Below are 16,542 nucleotides of genomic sequence, written 5' to 3'. Positions count from 1 at the left end.
CGGCGACCGCGGGGTCGGCCACTTAACATGTGTCAACCGCGCCGATCATCGATGGAGGACCATGCCGAGCTGGACGCCGAGCTGGATCGCCGAACTGGTACAGCTCGACGGCAGTGGCGAGGGTTTCCGCAGCACAGCGACGTTCGGTGCCGGCGGCCGGCTCTTCGGCGGGCTGATCGCCGCCCAGGCACTGGCCGCGGCCGGCGCGACGCTGGAGCCCGGACGGTTGCCGCAGTCGCTGCACGCGTACTTCATCAAGGGCGGCCGGGTCGGCGTCGACGTGGAGTACGTCGTCGAGCTCACCCGCGACGGCAAGTCGTTCAACACCCGCCGGGTCACCGCCAGCCAGGACGGGGTTCCGATCTTCGAGATGCTGGCCTCGTTTCACCGAGCCGAAACGACCACCGACTGGCAGCGCCCCGAAGCGCCGAGCGTCGCGCTGCCGGACACCACGCTGGCGAACCCACTACCCGAGCAGTGGGCCGATCACTTCGAGATCCGCACCGCCGGCGCAGGCATGGACGACTGGCCGATCCAGCCGATGTGGTTCCGCAGCCGGCACGCCATCGAGGACGACCCGCTGCTGCGGGCGTGTGCGCTGACCTTCATCTCCGATGTGGGTCTGGTGGCGATCGCCCGGCCGCCCGGCGAGCAGGTGCCCCGCGGCGGGGCGGCCAGCCTCGACCACGCGCTGTGGCTGCACCGCCCCTTCGACCCGCAGCGGTGGCATCTCTACGATGCCCAGGCCGTCAGCCACAGCGATGCTCGCGGCCTGGCGCGGGGGTCGATCGTCGACGAGGACGGAACCCTGGTGGCCAGCGTGGCGCAGGAATCGCTGTGGCGGCTGTGATCAGCCGGCGCGCACCAACTCGATGACCGGGATGACCCGCGTCGTATTGCTCTGATACTCACCGAACTGCGGTTCCACGGCGACCTGCTTGGCGTAGACCTCATCACGCTCGTCCCCCTCGAGCGCCCGCGCGGTGACGCGGAACGTCTCGGTGCCCTGCTCGACGGTGACCTCCGGGCGGGCCATCAGGTTGTGGTACCAGTCCGGGTGGTTGTCGGCGCCGCCCTTGCTGGCGAAGACGAAGATTCGGCCGTCGTCCAACAACGGCACCAGAGGTGCGATGCGCTCAGTACCCGACTTGGCGCCGACGTGGTGCACGAGCACCAGCGGCTTGCCCTCGAACACCCCACCGGCCTTACCGCCGGTGGCGCGGAACTCCGCGATCACCGTGCGGTTCATCTCCTCGATAGCTGCTTTGTCCATGTGGGTTATCTACCGCGGAAACGGCAGCGAGTATTCCCGGGCGCGGCGGTGCCCTCCTTTGTTGATCCATTACTGCGTAACACGGGATCGTCAGTGTCGAGCAGAACACCGGCTGGGTGCGCCCACACCGCCATTTTCCAGTGGTCCAGGGATAACTCCGACTAGACTTCCTGCATGGTGGGGTCGAAGCGGCTGTTTGCTGCTGCATTGCTGTTCACGGCGGTCAGTGGTTGTGCTCATGAACCGCCGCCGTACGAATCTCGTTACACGCCGCCGCCGCCCGTCGCTCCCCCGCCCCCTCCACTGGAGCCGGGTGCATCGTTCGTCGATGATTTTGAACGACCCGACACCGCAGGCGGTCTCGCTGACAGATGGGAAATGCGCGCAGGCGAACCCGGCAGCCCCGCGCTTCCGGTGGCGACAGGCGCGTTCATCCGCGATGGCCACTTCGTTTCGTCCGACGACACCAACGTCTACGCAGTGCAGACCCTTCGAGGCACCGTTCGTCGCGTCGGCGCAGAGGGACGCTGGACGAAGGTCAGGAACGGAGGGCACGAGACCCTGGTCATGGGGATCGCAGCAGATGACAGCCTGAGCCGAAACCTGGTGCAGCTCACGGTCTCCCCCGTCAGCTGGGGGTTGACCCGGCATCGGGACAGCGACACACCTACGAACGTGGCCAAAGGTACGTTCAACCCGCCCCTGGCACTGAACGGCACGTACCGATTCGAGATGGACGTAGCGGACGGCTCGGTCGTCGTGCGGGTTCCAGGAGTTGAGAAAGAGGTCAGGGTTGGGACCCTCGGCCTGCTCAGCGAGAACGCATTCTGGCAGCACGTCTCGACGCCGAAGGAACTTCCGATCGGCGAGAAATTCTGCATCGACATGGTGTGGGCCGCTGAGCAAGGTCAACCACTGTCAGCGATACCCGCTCCTGCCGAGTGAGTTCGTACGGCCCCGAGCCCGTTCGGGCTCACCCGCGGCGCGGCGGTGAATGCCCCGCCGCCTGATCGCGTCCAGCCGAACGCAATCAGGCCCCCTCGAAAGGGGGCCTGAACAGCGTGGCAGGTACAGGATTCGAACCTGTGTAGGCGTAAGCCGACGGATTTACAGGTCCGAGAAATAGTGCTCCGCGGCGACCAACCCTGACCGCAGAATCCCGCTGAGCTGGGCGAAGTACTACGTGGTGTTCCACACCGAACCGACATGATCCGCGCGAGTGGTGACAACCGCGTGACAAGTTTGAGGTGCTCGCTATCATCCGTGCATGGGGAGGATTCTGTGAGCGCGCCGGGGTGGTATCCGGACCCGGCGGGCAGCGGGCAGCAGCGGTATTTCGACGGCAACGACTGGACCGGCCAATACGCTCCACCGGCGCCGGGGCAGCCGCCACAACGCAAGAGTCGCACTGGGCTGTGGGTGCTGCTCAGCGTCGGCGCGGTACTGATCCTCGGATTCGGGGGGTGCGTCGCCTTCATGGGCGCCGTCGCATCGAACATGGACGAATCCGGCGGGTCATCGCTGGAGGCTTCCGGCGGCATCGGCCAGAACGTGCGCGACGGTAAGTTCGAGTTCCGGGTGAACAACGTTAGCACCAGCGGCCGCATGGGGCTCCCGCCGGCGCGGGGTACGTGGGTGGTCGCTGACGTGACGGTGACGAATGTCGGCAACGAGCCGCAGTCGTTCTTCGTCGGCAATCAGCAGCTCCTCGACGCCAATGGCCGGGAGTATGCCGCGGATAACATGGCGGCCATCCGCATAAACACAGACTCGATGGTGCTCGACCTCGGGCCTGGGTTCGCCATCAATGTGCTGTTGCCGTTCGACGTTCCCCCAGGAGCTTCCCCAGCCGCTCTGGTCCTGCACGATTCGGCATTCTCGGGCGGAGTCCGAGTGGACCTGTGACCCGCACGCCCGACGAGATCGACCGCGAGCTGGCGCTCCTCGCCGCGGCGCGCCGGCTGTGCAGCGGCACCATGGCGCCGCACTCCCAGTCGGACGCGCTGGCCAGTGCAGCCACCAGTTTCGCGCGAGTAGCCGGCGGGCCGCGACCGGAGACCTGACGCCGTTGTAGACAGCTCTACAGTCGTCGTTTCTACTGTAGACCTATCTACAGCAACGGAGGGCCTCGTGGCTACCAACAGCAAGCAGGGCAAGATCGTCGGCACGACCGGCAGCCCACTGAAGATCTCCGACGACCAGCAGGAGCAACTCGACCTCGTCAGGCGGGTGGCCGCGAAGGCTTTCGGGGATGACACCGGCAGCGTTAACGTCGCGGTGAACGCCGCGATGCGCTACCTCAAGACCGATCCGGAGTCGCGGACGGCGACCCTCGACGACGTCGCCGAAGAGATTCGGGAGACTCGGGACAGGGCGGCGTTTGCGGCGGCCCAGGCACGCGGCACGGTGATCGTCGCAGTGGCCGACGGCTGGAGCGAGAATGGCCTCGCTACCCGTCTGGGCCTGGACCGCATGACGATCCGGAAGTGGCTGGGCAAGGAGAGGCCGTCTCCGCGCTGAGTTCCGCGCGGGTTGTGACAATTCGCGTCCACGGAACGCAATCAGGCCCCCTCGAAAGGGGGCCTGAACAGCGTGGCAGGTACAGGATTCGAACCTGTGTAGGCGTAAGCCGACGGATTTACAGTCCGCTCCCATTGGCCGCTCGGGCAACCTGCCTGGGGTGCTGCGTGTGCGCTCCAAGCGCGTTCAGCAGGATACAACGACCACCGGCCCCGGGCACAAACCGGCGGGTGGGGGCCGGTGTTCACGTTGCGCCGCGCAGCGGCCAAGATGGAACCAAGCACTCACACCACCATCGAGGGAGGGACGAGTCCAATGGCGGATTCATCGTTCGACGTCGTCAGCAAGGTCGACCGCCAGGAGGTCGACAACGCGCTCAACCAGGCGGCCAAAGAGCTGTCCACGCGCTTCGACTTTCGCGGCACCGACACCAGCATCGAGTGGAAGGGCGAGGAGGCCATCGAGATCGTCTCCTCCACCGAGGAGCGGGTGAAGGCCGCCGTCGACGTGTTCAAGGAGAAGCTGGTACGCCGCGACATCTCCATGAAGGCCTTCGACGCCGGGGACCCGCAGGCCAGCGGCAAGACCTACAAGGTCAGCGGCACCCTCAAGCAGGGCATCAGCAGCGAGGAAGCCAAGAAGATCACCAAGCTGATCCGCGACGAGGGCCCCAAGGGGGTCAAGGCGCAGATCCAGGGCGAGGAGATCCGCGTCAGCTCGAAGAAGCGCGACGACCTGCAGGCGGTGCAGTCGCTGCTGCGCGGCGCCGACCTCGACGTCGCGGTGCAGTTCGTCAACTACCGCTGAGGCCGTCCGTCGGATGCCGCCACCGCAGCCGGCCGAACCTGGCGAAGCCGCGATCGGCGCTGAGGAACGTCGCATTCTCGAGCGTGTAGGCGGCGAGATAGGCATGCGGCATTGGTGTCAACGCATCGCATCGAGCGATGCCTTGTCATCCATGATTTCGGGCAGCGACGAGTTCGACGACAGATCCACCCCGGGCATCAGTCCACCGTCGCCCGTGGGGTGCACTGCGAATCTGTCGCGGGCGCCGGTGTCTGTCGGAGTGAGGCCGCGGCGGACTGCGTCTCCGAGTACCGCGGCGACCGTCCGGCCCGTGCGCGCCGCACGCTGCTTGACTTCGCGGTAGAGCGCGTCGTCGATACGGATGGTGGTACGCACCCTGACACGTTGGCGCCAGCTCTAGGCACAAAGATGCTCTCCCAGGTCAGCCCCATGCTCGCCGATGCTCCCCAAACGCGCCCGGCAGTCGAGGCGGCGGTCCTAATGTGTCGCTATGGCACCTGCGCAGCGCGATCCCAACGTCGTCGTCCTCGGTGGCGGATCCTGGGGGACGACCGTCGCGTCGATCTGCGCCAGGCGCGGGCCGACGCTGCAGTGGGTGCGCTCGCAGGAGACCGCCGACGACATCAACAACAACCACCGCAACTCCAAGTACCTCGGTGACGAGGTGGAGTTGTCGGAGACGCTACGGGCCACCACCGACTTCTCGGAGGCCGCCGAGTGCGCCGACGTCATCGTCATGGGGGTGCCGTCACATGGCTTCCGCAACGTACTGACTGAGCTGGCCCGCGAACTGCGGCCCTGGGTGCCGGTCGTCTCGCTGGTCAAAGGCCTCGAACAGGGCACCAACTACCGGATGAGCCAGATCGTCAACGAGATACTGCCCGGCCACCCCGCCGGGATCCTCGCCGGCCCCAACATCGCCCGGGAGGTGGCAGACGGCTACGCGGCCGCCGCCGTGCTCGCGATGCCCGATCAGGGCTTGGCCGCTCACCTCGCCGAGTTGTTCCGCACCAAGAGGTTCCGCACCTACACCACCGACGACGTCGTCGGCGTCGAGATGGCCGGCGCGCTGAAGAACGTGTACGCGATCGCGGTGGGCATGGGCTACTCGCTGGGCATCGGGGAGAACACCCGCGCCATGGTGATGGCCCGCGCGGTGCGGGAGATGTCCAAGATGGGCGAAGCGCTCGGCGGGCACCGCGACACCTTCGCCGGGCTGGCCGGCATGGGCGACCTGATCGTGACGTGCACCAGCCAGCGCAGCCGCAACCGGCACGTCGGCGAGCAACTCGGCGCGGGTAAGCCGCTCGAGGAGATCATCGCGTCGATGAACCAGGTGGCCGAGGGCGTCAAGGCCTCCAGCGTGATCATGGAGTTCGCCGACAAATGCGGCATCTCGATGCCGATCGCCCGCGAGGTGGACGGCGTGATCAATCACGGCTCGACCGTCGAGCAGGCCTACCGGGGCCTGATGGTGGAGAAGCCCGGCCACGAGGTGCACGGATCGGGCTTCTAGTTCATGTAGGGGTTGGTGCCCTCGGGCCGGGCCACCAACGGGTTCACCGGGTTGACGATGAATGACCCGGCGGGGCTGATCACGAAGCCGGACTGATTCTTGCTGTCGACGCAGGACGTCATCGTCCCGTCGCCACCGCAGCTGACGGTGCCAAAGCTCAGGCGGGTGTTCGGCGGGAGCGGGTTGACCGTTCCGCCGTACATCGGGGTGGCCGACGAACCGAAGGTCGGCACTCCGCCCGAGCTGCCGCCGACCAGATTCGCGCCTTCCGGCCCCGCGGGGATCGGGCCGTTGCAGCCGTAGCCGCCGGAGCGCTGCAGCATGCAGGTCAGCCCGGCCGAGCCGAACACGTAGGCCGAGCCGTCGTAGACCGCGAAATCCTTCGGGTTCACCGGCGCCATCGCGTTGATGTTCGGGGCCGGCGGCGTGGGAGGTGGCGGCGGCGGCTGAGCCGCGGCGAGCCCCGACACACTGAGGACAGCGGCCGCGGCGACGCATGCGGGAGCCACGAGCCTGCCGACGAGAATTCTGCTGCGCACCATCACAGCCTATGTGTCGTCGAAGAGGTCAGCAGTGTTTCAGAAGGTGAAGCTGCCGGCCGGGCTGAGAACGAAGCCCGACTGGTCGACGGTGTTGAGGCAGGACGTCACGACGCCGTCGGTGCCGCAGCTCAGGGTGCGAAAGCTCATCCGGGTGCCCGGCGGAAGCGGCCGGGGGTTGTCGACGGCGCCGTACATCGGGCGATCGGAGTTGCTGAAGCCGGGGCTACCGCCGACCCAGCCGGTGACCAGGTTGGCGCCACCCGGTGCCGCCGGCAGTGGACCGCTGCAGCCATAGCTGCCGGTCTGGCGGTCCATCACACACGTCACCCCGCCGGGGACGCCGAAGGAGTACCAGGCGCCCTCGTTGGCGGCGAAGTCCATCGGGTTCACCGGCGCCATGGCGTTGACGTTCGGCAGCGCAGGCGGGTCGGCCGCGGCGACGCTGGGCAGGGCCAGGGCTGCGACAGCTGCCGCTGCCCCGGTGAGGATTCTCATCAGCACGCCGCTCACCCTAAGGGGCGGCTTCCGGGCGCGCACCCCGCGCACCGGGACAGCGCCGCGGGCTTTCGCCGGAACTGTATTCCAGCAGCCAAAATGCGCGTGCGGGCCTGCTGGAATACCGTTCCGGCGGGGGTCAGTAGGGGCGGTGGCCTGCCATGGCTTCCAGCCGGGCGATCCGGTCCTCCATCGGCGGGTGCGTCGCGAACAGCTTGCCGATCTTCTCGCCCGCGCGGAACGGGTTGGCGATCATCAGGTGGGCCTGGTCGGCCAGCTGCGGCTCCGGCGGCAGCGGCGCCTGCTGCACCCCGGCGCTGATCTTGCGCAGCGCGCTCGCCAGCGCCAGCGGATCGCCGGTGAGCTCGGCGCCGGACTGATCGGCCTGGTACTCCCGCGACCGCGACACCGCCAGCCGGATGACCGTCGCGGCGATCGGACCGAGCAGCGAAACCAGAAGGATCGCAAAAGGATTGGTTCCACCGTCCCGGTTGCCGCCGAACATCGTCGCGAAGAACGCCAGGTTGGCCAGGGCGGTGATCACCGAGGCCATCGCGCCGGCCACACACGAGATCAGGATGTCGCGGTTGTAGACATGGGACAGCTCGTGGCCGAGCACGGCCCGCAGCTCACGTTCGTTGAGGATTCCGAGGATGCCCGTCGTGCAACAGACCGCGGCATTACGCGGGTTGCGGCCGGTGGCGAACGCGTTCGGCGCGGCGGTGTCGCTGACGTAGAGCCGCGGCATCGGCTGGCGGGCGGTGGTGGCGAGTTCGCGCACGATCTTGTACATCACCGGCGCCTGCATCTCGGTGACGGGCTGGGCGTGCATCGCCTTCAACGCCATCTTGTCGCTGTTGAAATACACGTAGGCGTTCATGCCGACGGCGAACAGCACCGCCAGAAACATGATGTTGCGCCCGAACATGGCGCCGACACCGACGATCAGACCCGAGAACACCACCAGCAACAGGAACGTCTTCGCCCTGTTGGCATGCGGATGCCAAGTCATCGTGGCTTCCTCCTTGAAAGCTGCGCCGAACCTACGAGAGTCATCGCTGTACTCAACGCTCAGGAGGCACCAGCTGGTTCCTTCGGGCCTCAGCCGTCCCGGGTGATGGTGTAGTTCACCAACGTGGCCAACGCCTGACGTCCCGGCCCGTCGGGCAGCTGGGCCAGCTCCACCTCGGCCTGCTTGGCATACCCGGCCACGGTCTCCTTGGCCTTCGCGATGCCCTGTGAGGCGCGCAACAACCTAAGTGCCTCGGCCAGGTCGTCGTCGTCGTTGACCGGACCGGACAGCAGTTCACGCAGCCGCTCGGCGTCCGGTCCGGTCTCGCGCAACGCGTACAGCACCGGCAGGGTGTGCACACCCTCGCGGAGGTCGGTGCCCGGCACCTTCCCCGACTCGTCGGGGTCACTGTCGATGTCGATGATGTCGTCGGAGATCTGAAAGGCCGTGCCCACGATGCCGCCGAGCCGGGCCAGCCGCTCGACCTGGTCGGCGTCGGCGCCGGAGAACGTCGCCCCGAACCGGCCGGAGGCCGAGATCAGACAGGCTGTCTTCTCGTAGACGACCTTGAGGTAGTGATCCACCGAGTCGACGTGGTCGGCGGTGCCGCGCGTTTCCCGCATCTGGCCGGTCACCAGCAGCGCGAAGGTGTCGGCGATGATCCGCACCGCCTCCGGACCGAGCCGTGAGACCAACCGCGACGCCGTCGCGAACAGGTAGTCGCCGGCCAGGATCGCGATGTTGTTGCCCCATCGGGCGTTGGCGCTGGGCGCTCCGCGACGCATCTGCGCCTCGTCCATCACGTCGTCGTGGTAGAGCGTCGCCAGGTGCACCAGCTCGATCACCGATCCGGCGACGGTGACCTGCCAGGCGTCGGGCTCGGGTCCCAGCTGGGCGGACAAGACCGTGAACAGCGGGCGGAACCGTTTCCCACCGGCCTGGAAGAGATGCTGCACGGCCTCGGACATCAGTGCGTCGGCACGGCCCAGCTCCTCGGACATCAGGGCCTCGACCCGGGCCACGCCGTCCCGGACATCCTGGGCGAACTGGGCATCCCCGAAGTCCACTCCTGCCACCACGTTCGCCGGTGTCCTCACACTGCCAACATACTGGGAGTCATGGACTACCCGGCGACAGGTGCGACCGAGGGGTCGAGCAGTGCTGACGTCGTCGTGGTCGGGGCCGGGCCTGCCGGATCCGCGGCGGCGGCGTGGGCGGCGCGCTCGGGACGCGACGTGCTGGTGATCGACTCCGCCCAGTTCCCCCGCGACAAGGCCTGCGGCGACGGGCTGACCCCGCGTGCGATCGCCGAGATGCGACGCCTCGGGCTCGGTTCCTGGCTCGAGGACAAGATCGCCCACCGCGGGTTGCGGATGTCGGGGTTCGGCGCGGACGTCGAGGTGACCTGGCCGGGCCCGTCGTTCCCGCCCTCGAGCAGCGCGGTGCCGCGCACCGAGCTCGACGAGCGCATCCGGCTGGTCGCCGTCGACGACGGCGCGAAGATGAAGCTCGGCGCCAAAGCCGTTGACGTGCATCGTGATCTGTCCGGTCGGGTGACGGGCGTGGTGCTCGACTCCGGGGAGGTCGTCCGGTGCGCCGACCTGATCGTCGCGGACGGCGCCCGCTCCACCCTGGGTCGCATCCTCGGCCGCGAATGGCACAAGGAGACCGTCTACGGGGTGGCGATCCGCGGGTACATCGCCACCCCGCGCAGCAACGAACCGTGGATCACCTCCCACCTGGAGCTGCGCTCCCCTGCCGGTGAGGTGCTGCCGGGGTACGGCTGGATCTTCCCGCTGGGCAACGGTGAGGTGAACATCGGTGTCGGAGCGCTGGCCACCTCCAAACGGCCCGCCGACGCGGCGTTGCGCCCGCTGATGAGCTACTACACCGAACTGCGCCGCGAGGAGTGGGGCTTCCAGGGGGAACCGCGGGCCGGGCTGTCGGCGCTACTGCCGATGGGTGGTGCCGTCTCCGGGGTGGCCGGACCCAACTGGATGCTGATCGGCGACGCCGCCGCATGTGTGAACCCGCTCAACGGCGAGGGCATCGACTACGGACTGGAAACCGGCCGACTGGCCGTGGAGTTGTTGGACCTCGACGACTACTCGCGCGCGTGGCCGGCGGTCCTGCACGAGCACTACGCGCGGGGATTTTCGGTGGCGCGCCGGCTGGCGCTGCTGTTGACGTTCCCGCGGTTCCTGCCGGCAGCCGGGCCACTGGCGATGCGGTCGTCGGCGTTGATGAAGATCGCGGTGCGGGTGATGGGCAACTTCGTCACCGACGAGGACGTGGACGCGGTGGCCCGGGTGTGGCGCGGGGCGGGCCGGCTCTCGGGCCGGATCGACGCCCGCCGCCCCTTCACGTGACAGGTGCCTTCGCTCCGCGAGGGCGCGTGTTTGTACACCGGCGCGCCGCCATCGGTGTGCATTTGCGCGCGTTCATCGTGGGGCGAGCGTGACGTCTGTGTACCGCGCACCCTTGCGGTCGCGCCGTGACGACCTGGATCCACAGGGTGCGATAGAGCGTGCACATACGTTGGGGCTGTGCGGTTTCGGCGGTGATCGTGACCCGGAGCGATTGGCCCGCCGTATCGAACGCTTCGCCTCGGTCGCCGACGGGTCGTTCGTGTGGAGCCGTGACGGCGACGGGCTGTACTGGCTAGGACTGCTCGACGGGCCGTACTTCTACGACGCCGACGGCGAGAGCGTCGACCTCGTTCACGTTCGACCGTGCCGGTGGCTGGCGACCCCGATCACCGAGTCTGCGGCGCCCCCTGCGGTGATCGCCACCTTCGGCCGGGGCGGGCGCAATTTCCAGCAGATCCACGATCCGGACGTCGGCGGTCAGTCCGCGCGGCTGTGGGAACATTGCTGACACTGTCGAGCGCCGCGAGGGTGCGCGTTGGTACGTCTGCTGCGGCGCGTCGGGGTGCAGACACGCTCGCTCGCCGGACCTAGGCCAGCGAGTGCGCGAAGCCGCTGAGATCGCGGACGCTGGCCCCGAACACCTCCGGCATCGCGCTGCCGAACAGCAGGTCCCCGCCGTGGCAGGTACCCGCCACCACGCGACCTACGGTAGGCACCCCCGCGCGCAGCAACCTGCGGTAGTACTGCAGGCCCTCGTCGCGCAACGGGTCCAGTTCGTTCACCGAGATCATATGCGGCGGAAGGCCTTTGAGTTCAACGTCGGTGGCCATCGCAGCCCAGCACGTCGCATCCCGAGCGTGGGTTCCGTCGGGGTCGTACAGCGATCCGAGCAGCGCGGCCTGCTCGCGGCTGATGAAGTACCCGTCGTTCTCCTCGAGGGACGGCAGGTCGTCGCAGTCCTGCTGCCACCGATTCGAGATGAACGGACATTGCGCATAGAAGCCTGCGATCTGGTCGATCCAACCTTCCCGTTTCGCCTTGTGCGCCAACGTCAGTGTCAGGTTTCCGCCGCCGGATTCGCCGGATGCGACGATGTGACTGATGCCGAGATTGCGGCGGTTGGCGCTGACCCAACGGGCGGCTGACGCGCAGTCGTCGAGCCCGGCCGGGAACGGATATGAGCCCAATTTGGCGCTGGAGTTGCGGAATTCGACCCCGACGACGACGAGACCGGTCGCGGCGAGATGTTCACGCAACCGGACGTAACACAGGTCCGTCGCGCTGCCGATCGCCATCCCGCCGCCATGCAGGTGCAGGATGGCCGGTAGCGGGCCATCGGCGTGATCAGGCCCGCTGATGTACAGCGTGATGTCGTTGCCGTCGACACCGGTGATGGTCGTGGCGGTCGACGACACCCCGTCGGGCTCGGTGACGTCGTGGGCCAGCGTTTCGAAGATCATGCCGATGGCTTCTTCGCTCATCGCCGCGAACGCGTGCCGCTCTTCCAGCGGGGAGTCGACAGTCAGCCCGCTCGACGGCATCGGTCCGTCCAAACCGAATCGGGCGAATGCCGCGACCATCCGGGGGTCCGAGCGCGGGTCGGTGCCCAGCGTGGTGTCGGGGTCGGCGAGGCGTCCGTGCGGCATGGTCGTGACGCTAGCGCTGTTGGGTGCGCTGACGGGCGCTTTCGCGGGCGGCGAACGCGCGCAGATGTACGTCTGTGGCGGCGCGTCGGCGTGCAGACGCGCGCGTTCGCGGGACGAAGCTACTGCGGCTTGGTGGCGGCGTGCAGGGCGACGATGCCCCCGGTCAGGTTGCGCCACCGCACGTCGGTCCAGCCGGCCTCACCGATGCGCCGCGCCAGCTCGGGCTGCTCCGGCCACGCCCGGATCGACTCCGCCAGATACACATAGGCGTCGGGGTTCGACGACACCGCACGGGCGATCCGCGGCAGCGCCTGCATCAGATACTCCTTGTACACCGTGGAGAACAGCGCGTTCGTCGGCGTCGAGAACTCACACACCACCAGCCGCCCCCCGGGGCGAGTCACCCGGGCCATCTCCCGCAACCCCGCGGCGTGGTCGACGACATTGCGCAGGCCGAAGCTGATCGTCACCGCGTCGAAGACCCCGTCGTCGAACGGCAGCCGGGTGGCATCACCCGCCACCTTCGGCACCCGGCGGCCCGCGCCCGCGGCGAGCATGCCGACGGAGAAGTCCGCGGCCACGCACCACGCGCCCGAGGCCGCAAGCTCCTCGGTCGACACGGCGGTGCCGGCCGCCAGGTCGAGCACCTTGTCGCCGGGCCCGATTCTCAGTGCCTCGCGGGTGGCGCGGCGCCAGAACCGGTCCTGGCCCAGCGAGAGCACGGTGTTGGTCAGGTCGTAGCGGCGTGCGACGCCGTCGAACATCGACGCCACCTCATGGGGATTCTTCTCCAGCGACGCGCGATTCACCCGACCGACGCTACCTGTGAACCTGCTTGTGATGGGAATGCGAGGTGGCGGTGCGCGCATTGACCCAGCCATGACCGAAAAGATCTGGTTCATCACCGGCACTTCCCGCGGCTTCGGCCGCGAATGGGCGATCGCGGCGCTGAAGCGTGGCGACAAGGTCGCCGCCACCGCACGTGACGTGTCCACCCTCGACGACCTGGTCGCCGAGTTCGGCGACGCGCTGCTGCCGATCACGCTGGACGTCACCGACCGCGCGGCCGACTTCGCCGCCGTCGAACAGGCCCACACACATTTCGGCCGGCTCGACATCGTCGTCAACAACGCCGGCTACGGGCAGTTCGGGTTCATCGAGGAAATCTCCGAAGCCGAGGCGCGCGCTCAGATCGAGACCAACGTATTCGGTGCGCTGTGGATCACCCAGGCCGCGCTTCCCTACCTGCGCGCGCAACGCAGCGGCCACATCATCCAGGTGTCTTCGATCGGCGGCATCACCGCGTTCCCCAATGTCGGCATGTACCACGCGTCGAAGTGGGCGCTGGAAGGTTTCTCCCAGGCCCTCGCCCAGGAGGTGGCGCCCTTCGGCGTGCACGTCACGCTGGTCGAGCCGGGGGGCTTTTCCACCGACTGGGCCGGCCCGTCGGCCAAAAGCGCCGAGCCGCTGCCCGACTACGCCGACGTACATGCCGCCGCCGCCGAGGAACGCGCTTCCCGCAACTCCACGCCCGGCGATCCGCAGGCCTCGGCCCGCGCGATCCTCAAGGTCGTCGACGCACCGCAACCGCCGCTGCGGGTGTTCTTCGGCGAGGTGCCACTGCAACTGGCCAAGGCCGACTACGAGAACCGACTCGCGACCTGGGAGCAGTGGCAGCCGGTGGCGGTCGAAGCGCAAGGCGGGGCTGAGCCGACGTAACTCGCGCCGGACGTCACCGTTTGACGTCTCCGCGATCGGGCTAACCGACAACCATCGGATTCCGACTGCGGCAGGAGATGTGATGCCGGCGAATGTCACCCAGAAGCTGATCGAATCACATCTGGTATCCGGACAGACGACGCCCGGCGAGGAGATCGCGCTGCGCATCGACCAGACGTTGACCCAGGACGCCACGGGCACGCTGGTGATGCAGGAGCTCGAGGCGCTCGAGCTGGACACCGCGCGCACCCGGGTCAGCGTGCAGTACGTCGACCACAATCTGTTGCAGACCGACGAGAAGAACGCCGAAGATCACGAGTATCTGCGCACCGCCGCCGAACGGTTCGGCCTGTGGTTCTCCAAACCCGGCAACGGAGTCTCGCATCCCACACACATGCAACGGTTCGGCGTCCCGGGTCAGACGATGGTCGGCTCGGATTCCCACACCCCGGCCGCGGGCTCGCTCGGCATGCTCGCCATCGGTGTGGGCGGACTGGAGGTCGCGGTTGCCATCGCAGGCATGCCGTTGCACCTACGCATGCCCGAGGTGTGGGGCGTGCGGCTGGAGGGCGAGCTGCCACAGTGGTGTTCGGCCAAGGATGTCATCCTCGAAATGCTGCGCCGCCACGATGTGAAGGGCGGCGTCAACCGGATCATCGAGTACCACGGACCCGGACTCGCCTCGCTGACGGCGATGGACAGGCACGTCATCGCCAATATGGGCGCCGAACTCGGCGCCACCACCACGGTGTTCCCCAGCGACGAGGCGGTGCGCGACTTCCTGCGCGCCGAGGAACGCGACGACGATTGGGTCGAGCTGTTCGCCGACGACGGGGCGGGCTATGACGTCGAGGACACCATCGACCTGTGCTCGCTGGAGCCGCTGATCGCCAAACCGTCGTCTCCGGGCAACGTGGTGCCGGTCCGTGAGGTGGCCGGCGAGCAGATCGCTCAGGTGGTGATCGGTTCCAGCGCCAATCCCGGCCTGCGGGACTTCGCGATCGCAGCCGCGATGGTGGACGGCCGACAGACCTCCGCCGACGTCAGCTTCGACATCAACCCGACGTCGCGCGAAATCCTCACCGATCTCACCAAGATGGGGGCGACGACCTCGCTGATAGTCAGCGGCGCACGCATCCACCAGGCCGGCTGCATGGGGTGCATCGGGATGGGACAGGCGCCGGCCACCGGGCACAATTCGTTGCGCACCATGCCGCGCAACTTCCCCGGCCGATCGGGCACCAAGGAAGACCGGGTCTGGCTGTGCTCGCCGGAGACCGCCGCCGCCTCCGCGCTCACCGGAGTGATCACCGATCCCCGGGACTGGGCACACGAGCATGGCGTGTCCTACCCGACGCTCGACCTGCCGTCGCGGCACAGCATCAACACCGCGATGTTGGTGGCGCCGCTGAACCCCGATGACGCCCAGCGAGTCGAACCGGTGAAGGGCCCCAACATCTCCCGGCTACCCGACCCGGAGCCGATGCTCGATGAATTCGAGGCACCCGTACTGCTGAAGGCGGGGGACAACGTCTCCACCGACGAGATCTCGCCCGCCGGCGCGCGGGCGCTGCCGTTCCGGTCCAACATCCCGAAGCTCGCGCTGTTCAGCTTCACCCAGATCGACGAGACCTACCCGCAGCGGGCACAGGACGCCGGCGATACCGGGCACATCGTGGTGGGCGGCGAGAACTACGGTCAGGGTTCGTCGCGCGAGCACGCGGCAATCGCGTTGCGGCATCTGGGCCTTCGGGCGGTGATCGCAATATCCTATGCCCGTATCCACTGGCAGAACCTGGCCAATTTCGGTGTGCTGGCGCTGGAGTTCATCGACGCCGGCGACTACGAGGGGGTCGACCAGGACGACTTGCTGGCACTGCGCGGTCTGCACAAGGCACTCGACGGCGCCGACCCGATCACCGTGGAGAACCTCACCAAGAAGTCGTCATTTCAGGTGCGCCACCGGCTCTCCCCTCGCCAAGCGCGGTACGTGCTCGCCGGCGGCCTGATACCTCAGCTGAAAGAGAGCAGCGAGGAAACCGCTCAGGCGGCGGCGCGGCTGGGGTGAGGCGGTTTGCCGCGCCCAAAGGAACTCGGGGAGAATCCACGTCATGGCTCAGCAGCGCCCAGGGCGCACCCCCGCCGATGCCCCGGCGCCGGAGCAGGTCGACGCCGTCCTGGTGGCGTCCCGAGCGCTGGTCGGCATCGCCGCGGCGTCCCTGGCCGGAGTCGACGACGTCGTCACGGTTCCACAGTTCCGGGTGCTCGTCATGATCTACACCCGCGGTCCGATGAATCTCGCCTCGGTCGCCGCCGGTTTGGACGTCAACCCGTCCAACGCCAGCCGCACCTGCGATCGACTCATCAGAGAGGGATTGCTCGACCGTCGGCCCTCCGAAGTGGACCGCCGCAACATCGTCCTCACCCTGACCCTGCCGGGACGCCGGCTCGTGGAGAACGTCACCCGGCGACGCCGAACGGCCATCCAGCGGATCCTGCGCCGGATGCCGGCCACCGAACGCGACGCACTCGCCAGTGCGCTCGCCGCGTTCGCCGATGCAGCCGGCGAAACCGACGACGAAGCCAGCATCCTGACACTGCTCTGGCCCGCGACGTCCTGAAACGACGAGATGTTGCGCGTGC

20 protein-coding genes, 1 tRNA gene and 1 pseudogene are annotated in these 16,542 nt (G+C 67.8%); 12 read left to right on the top strand and 10 right to left on the bottom strand.

Features of this window, described 5'->3' with window-relative positions; all coding sequences use genetic code 11:
• Nucleotides 1–61 precede the first annotated feature (61 nt).
• On the top strand, nucleotides 62–850 hold the full coding sequence (locus G6N53_RS09115; RefSeq protein ID WP_163888185.1) for an acyl-CoA thioesterase: 789 nt from the start codon (nucleotides 62–64) through the stop codon (nucleotides 848–850).
• Here the strand turns inward: G6N53_RS09115 and G6N53_RS09110 are convergent, their stop codons facing one another.
• Entirely contained in the window at nucleotides 851–1,273 is a 423-nt protein-coding gene (locus G6N53_RS09110) for a nitroreductase family deazaflavin-dependent oxidoreductase (protein ID WP_163888184.1), read from the bottom strand. It abuts the gene before it with no gap.
• Nucleotides 1,274–1,447: 174 nt separating this feature from the next.
• Between G6N53_RS09110 and G6N53_RS09105 the strand changes: the two genes are divergently transcribed.
• The 4 genes from G6N53_RS09105 (at nucleotide 1,448) to G6N53_RS09090 (ending at nucleotide 3,793) form a co-directional block, all read left to right on the top strand.
• Entirely contained in the window at nucleotides 1,448–2,218 is a 771-nt protein-coding gene (locus tag G6N53_RS09105; RefSeq protein WP_163888183.1) for a hypothetical protein, read from the top strand.
• Nucleotides 2,219–2,554: 336 nt separating this feature from the next.
• Entirely contained in the window at nucleotides 2,555–3,178 is a 624-nt protein-coding gene (locus G6N53_RS09100; protein ID WP_163888182.1) for a DUF4352 domain-containing protein, read from the top strand.
• Nucleotides 3,175–3,336: a hypothetical protein gene (locus G6N53_RS09095; RefSeq protein ID WP_163888181.1), complete on the top strand. Its 162-nt coding sequence runs from the start codon at nucleotides 3,175–3,177 to the stop codon at nucleotides 3,334–3,336. Before G6N53_RS09100 ends, G6N53_RS09095 begins: the two co-directional genes overlap by 4 nt.
• A gap of 67 nt (nucleotides 3,337–3,403) precedes the next feature.
• Nucleotides 3,404–3,793 carry a hypothetical protein gene (locus G6N53_RS09090; protein ID WP_163888180.1) on the top strand — a complete coding sequence of 130 codons (390 nt, stop codon included), beginning with the start codon at nucleotides 3,404–3,406 and terminating at the stop codon, nucleotides 3,791–3,793.
• 73 nt (nucleotides 3,794–3,866) lie between these two features.
• On the opposite strand, the gene G6N53_RS09085 is transcribed toward G6N53_RS09090, so the two are convergent.
• Nucleotides 3,867–3,949 (bottom strand) — tRNA-Tyr (locus G6N53_RS09085).
• Between the two features lie 159 nt (nucleotides 3,950–4,108).
• Here G6N53_RS09085 and G6N53_RS09080 point away from each other — a divergent pair.
• A complete protein-coding gene (locus tag G6N53_RS09080) occupies nucleotides 4,109–4,600 on the top strand; it encodes a YajQ family cyclic di-GMP-binding protein (protein WP_159230268.1) in 492 nt (163 codons plus the stop codon).
• Here the strand turns inward: G6N53_RS09080 and G6N53_RS30140 are convergent.
• Both G6N53_RS30140 and G6N53_RS09075 read right to left on the bottom strand, forming a co-directional pair.
• Nucleotides 4,587–4,703, bottom strand: a pseudogene (locus G6N53_RS30140) (hypothetical protein); the annotation flags it as partial. The gene G6N53_RS09080 and the pseudogene G6N53_RS30140 sit on opposite strands and share 14 nt — an antisense overlap.
• Nucleotides 4,704–4,717: 14 nt before the next feature.
• A complete protein-coding gene (locus G6N53_RS09075) occupies nucleotides 4,718–4,975 on the bottom strand; it encodes a ribbon-helix-helix domain-containing protein (protein WP_163888179.1) in 258 nt (85 codons plus the stop codon).
• Between the two features lie 115 nt (nucleotides 4,976–5,090).
• Between G6N53_RS09075 and G6N53_RS09070 the strand changes: the two genes are divergently transcribed.
• The gene (locus G6N53_RS09070; RefSeq protein WP_163888178.1) at nucleotides 5,091–6,116 is read left to right on the top strand and encodes an NAD(P)H-dependent glycerol-3-phosphate dehydrogenase; all 1,026 of its coding nucleotides are present in this window, start codon (nucleotides 5,091–5,093) and stop codon (nucleotides 6,114–6,116) included.
• On the opposite strand, the gene G6N53_RS09065 is transcribed toward G6N53_RS09070, so the two are convergent.
• From G6N53_RS09065 to grcC1, 4 genes are all read right to left on the bottom strand, one after another.
• Complete coding sequence (locus tag G6N53_RS09065; protein WP_163888177.1) at nucleotides 6,113–6,658, bottom strand: hypothetical protein; 546 nt, start codon at nucleotides 6,656–6,658, stop codon at nucleotides 6,113–6,115. The two genes, G6N53_RS09070 and G6N53_RS09065, sit on opposite strands and share 4 nt — an antisense overlap.
• A 36-nt stretch (nucleotides 6,659–6,694) precedes the next feature.
• Nucleotides 6,695–7,153 carry a hypothetical protein gene (locus G6N53_RS09060; protein WP_205390536.1) on the bottom strand — a complete coding sequence of 153 codons (459 nt, stop codon included), beginning with the start codon at nucleotides 7,151–7,153 and terminating at the stop codon, nucleotides 6,695–6,697.
• Nucleotides 7,154–7,292: 139 nt separating this feature from the next.
• Entirely contained in the window at nucleotides 7,293–8,165 is an 873-nt protein-coding gene (gene htpX / locus G6N53_RS09055) for a zinc metalloprotease HtpX (protein WP_163888175.1), read from the bottom strand.
• Nucleotides 8,166–8,254: 89 nt separating this feature from the next.
• Nucleotides 8,255–9,262: a nonaprenyl/(2E,6E)-farnesyl/geranylgeranyl diphosphat synthase gene (gene grcC1 / locus G6N53_RS09050; protein ID WP_205390337.1), complete on the bottom strand. Its 1,008-nt coding sequence runs from the start codon at nucleotides 9,260–9,262 to the stop codon at nucleotides 8,255–8,257.
• Nucleotides 9,263–9,283: 21 nt separating this feature from the next.
• On the opposite strand from grcC1, the gene menJ reads away from it, so the two are divergent.
• Complete coding sequence (gene menJ / locus G6N53_RS09045; RefSeq protein ID WP_163888174.1) at nucleotides 9,284–10,534, top strand: menaquinone reductase MenJ; 1,251 nt, start codon at nucleotides 9,284–9,286, stop codon at nucleotides 10,532–10,534.
• Between the two features lie 88 nt (nucleotides 10,535–10,622).
• On the top strand, nucleotides 10,623–11,042 hold the full coding sequence (locus G6N53_RS09040) for a GAF domain-containing protein (protein ID WP_163888173.1): 420 nt from the start codon (nucleotides 10,623–10,625) through the stop codon (nucleotides 11,040–11,042).
• 79 nt (nucleotides 11,043–11,121) lie between these two features.
• On the opposite strand, the gene G6N53_RS09035 is transcribed toward G6N53_RS09040, so the two are convergent.
• Together G6N53_RS09035 and G6N53_RS09030 are read right to left on the bottom strand one after the other, a co-directional pair.
• Nucleotides 11,122–12,180 carry an alpha/beta hydrolase fold domain-containing protein gene (locus tag G6N53_RS09035; protein WP_163888172.1) on the bottom strand — a complete coding sequence of 353 codons (1,059 nt, stop codon included), beginning with the start codon at nucleotides 12,178–12,180 and terminating at the stop codon, nucleotides 11,122–11,124.
• Nucleotides 12,181–12,299: 119 nt separating this feature from the next.
• Nucleotides 12,300–12,989 carry a demethylmenaquinone methyltransferase gene (locus G6N53_RS09030; protein ID WP_163888171.1) on the bottom strand — a complete coding sequence of 230 codons (690 nt, stop codon included), beginning with the start codon at nucleotides 12,987–12,989 and terminating at the stop codon, nucleotides 12,300–12,302.
• Between the two features lie 70 nt (nucleotides 12,990–13,059).
• On the opposite strand from G6N53_RS09030, the gene G6N53_RS09025 reads away from it, so the two are divergent.
• The 3 genes from G6N53_RS09025 (at nucleotide 13,060) to G6N53_RS09015 (ending at nucleotide 16,520) form a co-directional block, all read left to right on the top strand.
• On the top strand, nucleotides 13,060–13,899 hold the full coding sequence (locus G6N53_RS09025; RefSeq protein WP_163888170.1) for an SDR family oxidoreductase: 840 nt from the start codon (nucleotides 13,060–13,062) through the stop codon (nucleotides 13,897–13,899).
• A gap of 82 nt (nucleotides 13,900–13,981) precedes the next feature.
• Nucleotides 13,982–15,967, top strand: coding sequence for an aconitate hydratase (locus G6N53_RS09020; RefSeq protein WP_163888169.1), 1,986 nt, complete (start codon nucleotides 13,982–13,984; stop codon nucleotides 15,965–15,967).
• Nucleotides 15,968–16,010: 43 nt separating this feature from the next.
• Nucleotides 16,011–16,520, top strand: a complete 510-nt coding sequence (locus G6N53_RS09015; RefSeq protein ID WP_163888168.1) for a MarR family transcriptional regulator — start codon at nucleotides 16,011–16,013, stop codon at nucleotides 16,518–16,520.
• The last annotated feature ends 22 nt before the right edge of the window (nucleotides 16,521–16,542 follow it).

This window comes from Mycolicibacterium hippocampi (assembly GCF_010723735.1).
In the GTDB taxonomy this organism is placed as follows: domain Bacteria; phylum Actinomycetota; class Actinomycetes; order Mycobacteriales; family Mycobacteriaceae; genus Mycobacterium; species Mycobacterium hippocampi.
This window is presented reverse-complemented; position numbering and strand designations above follow the sequence as displayed.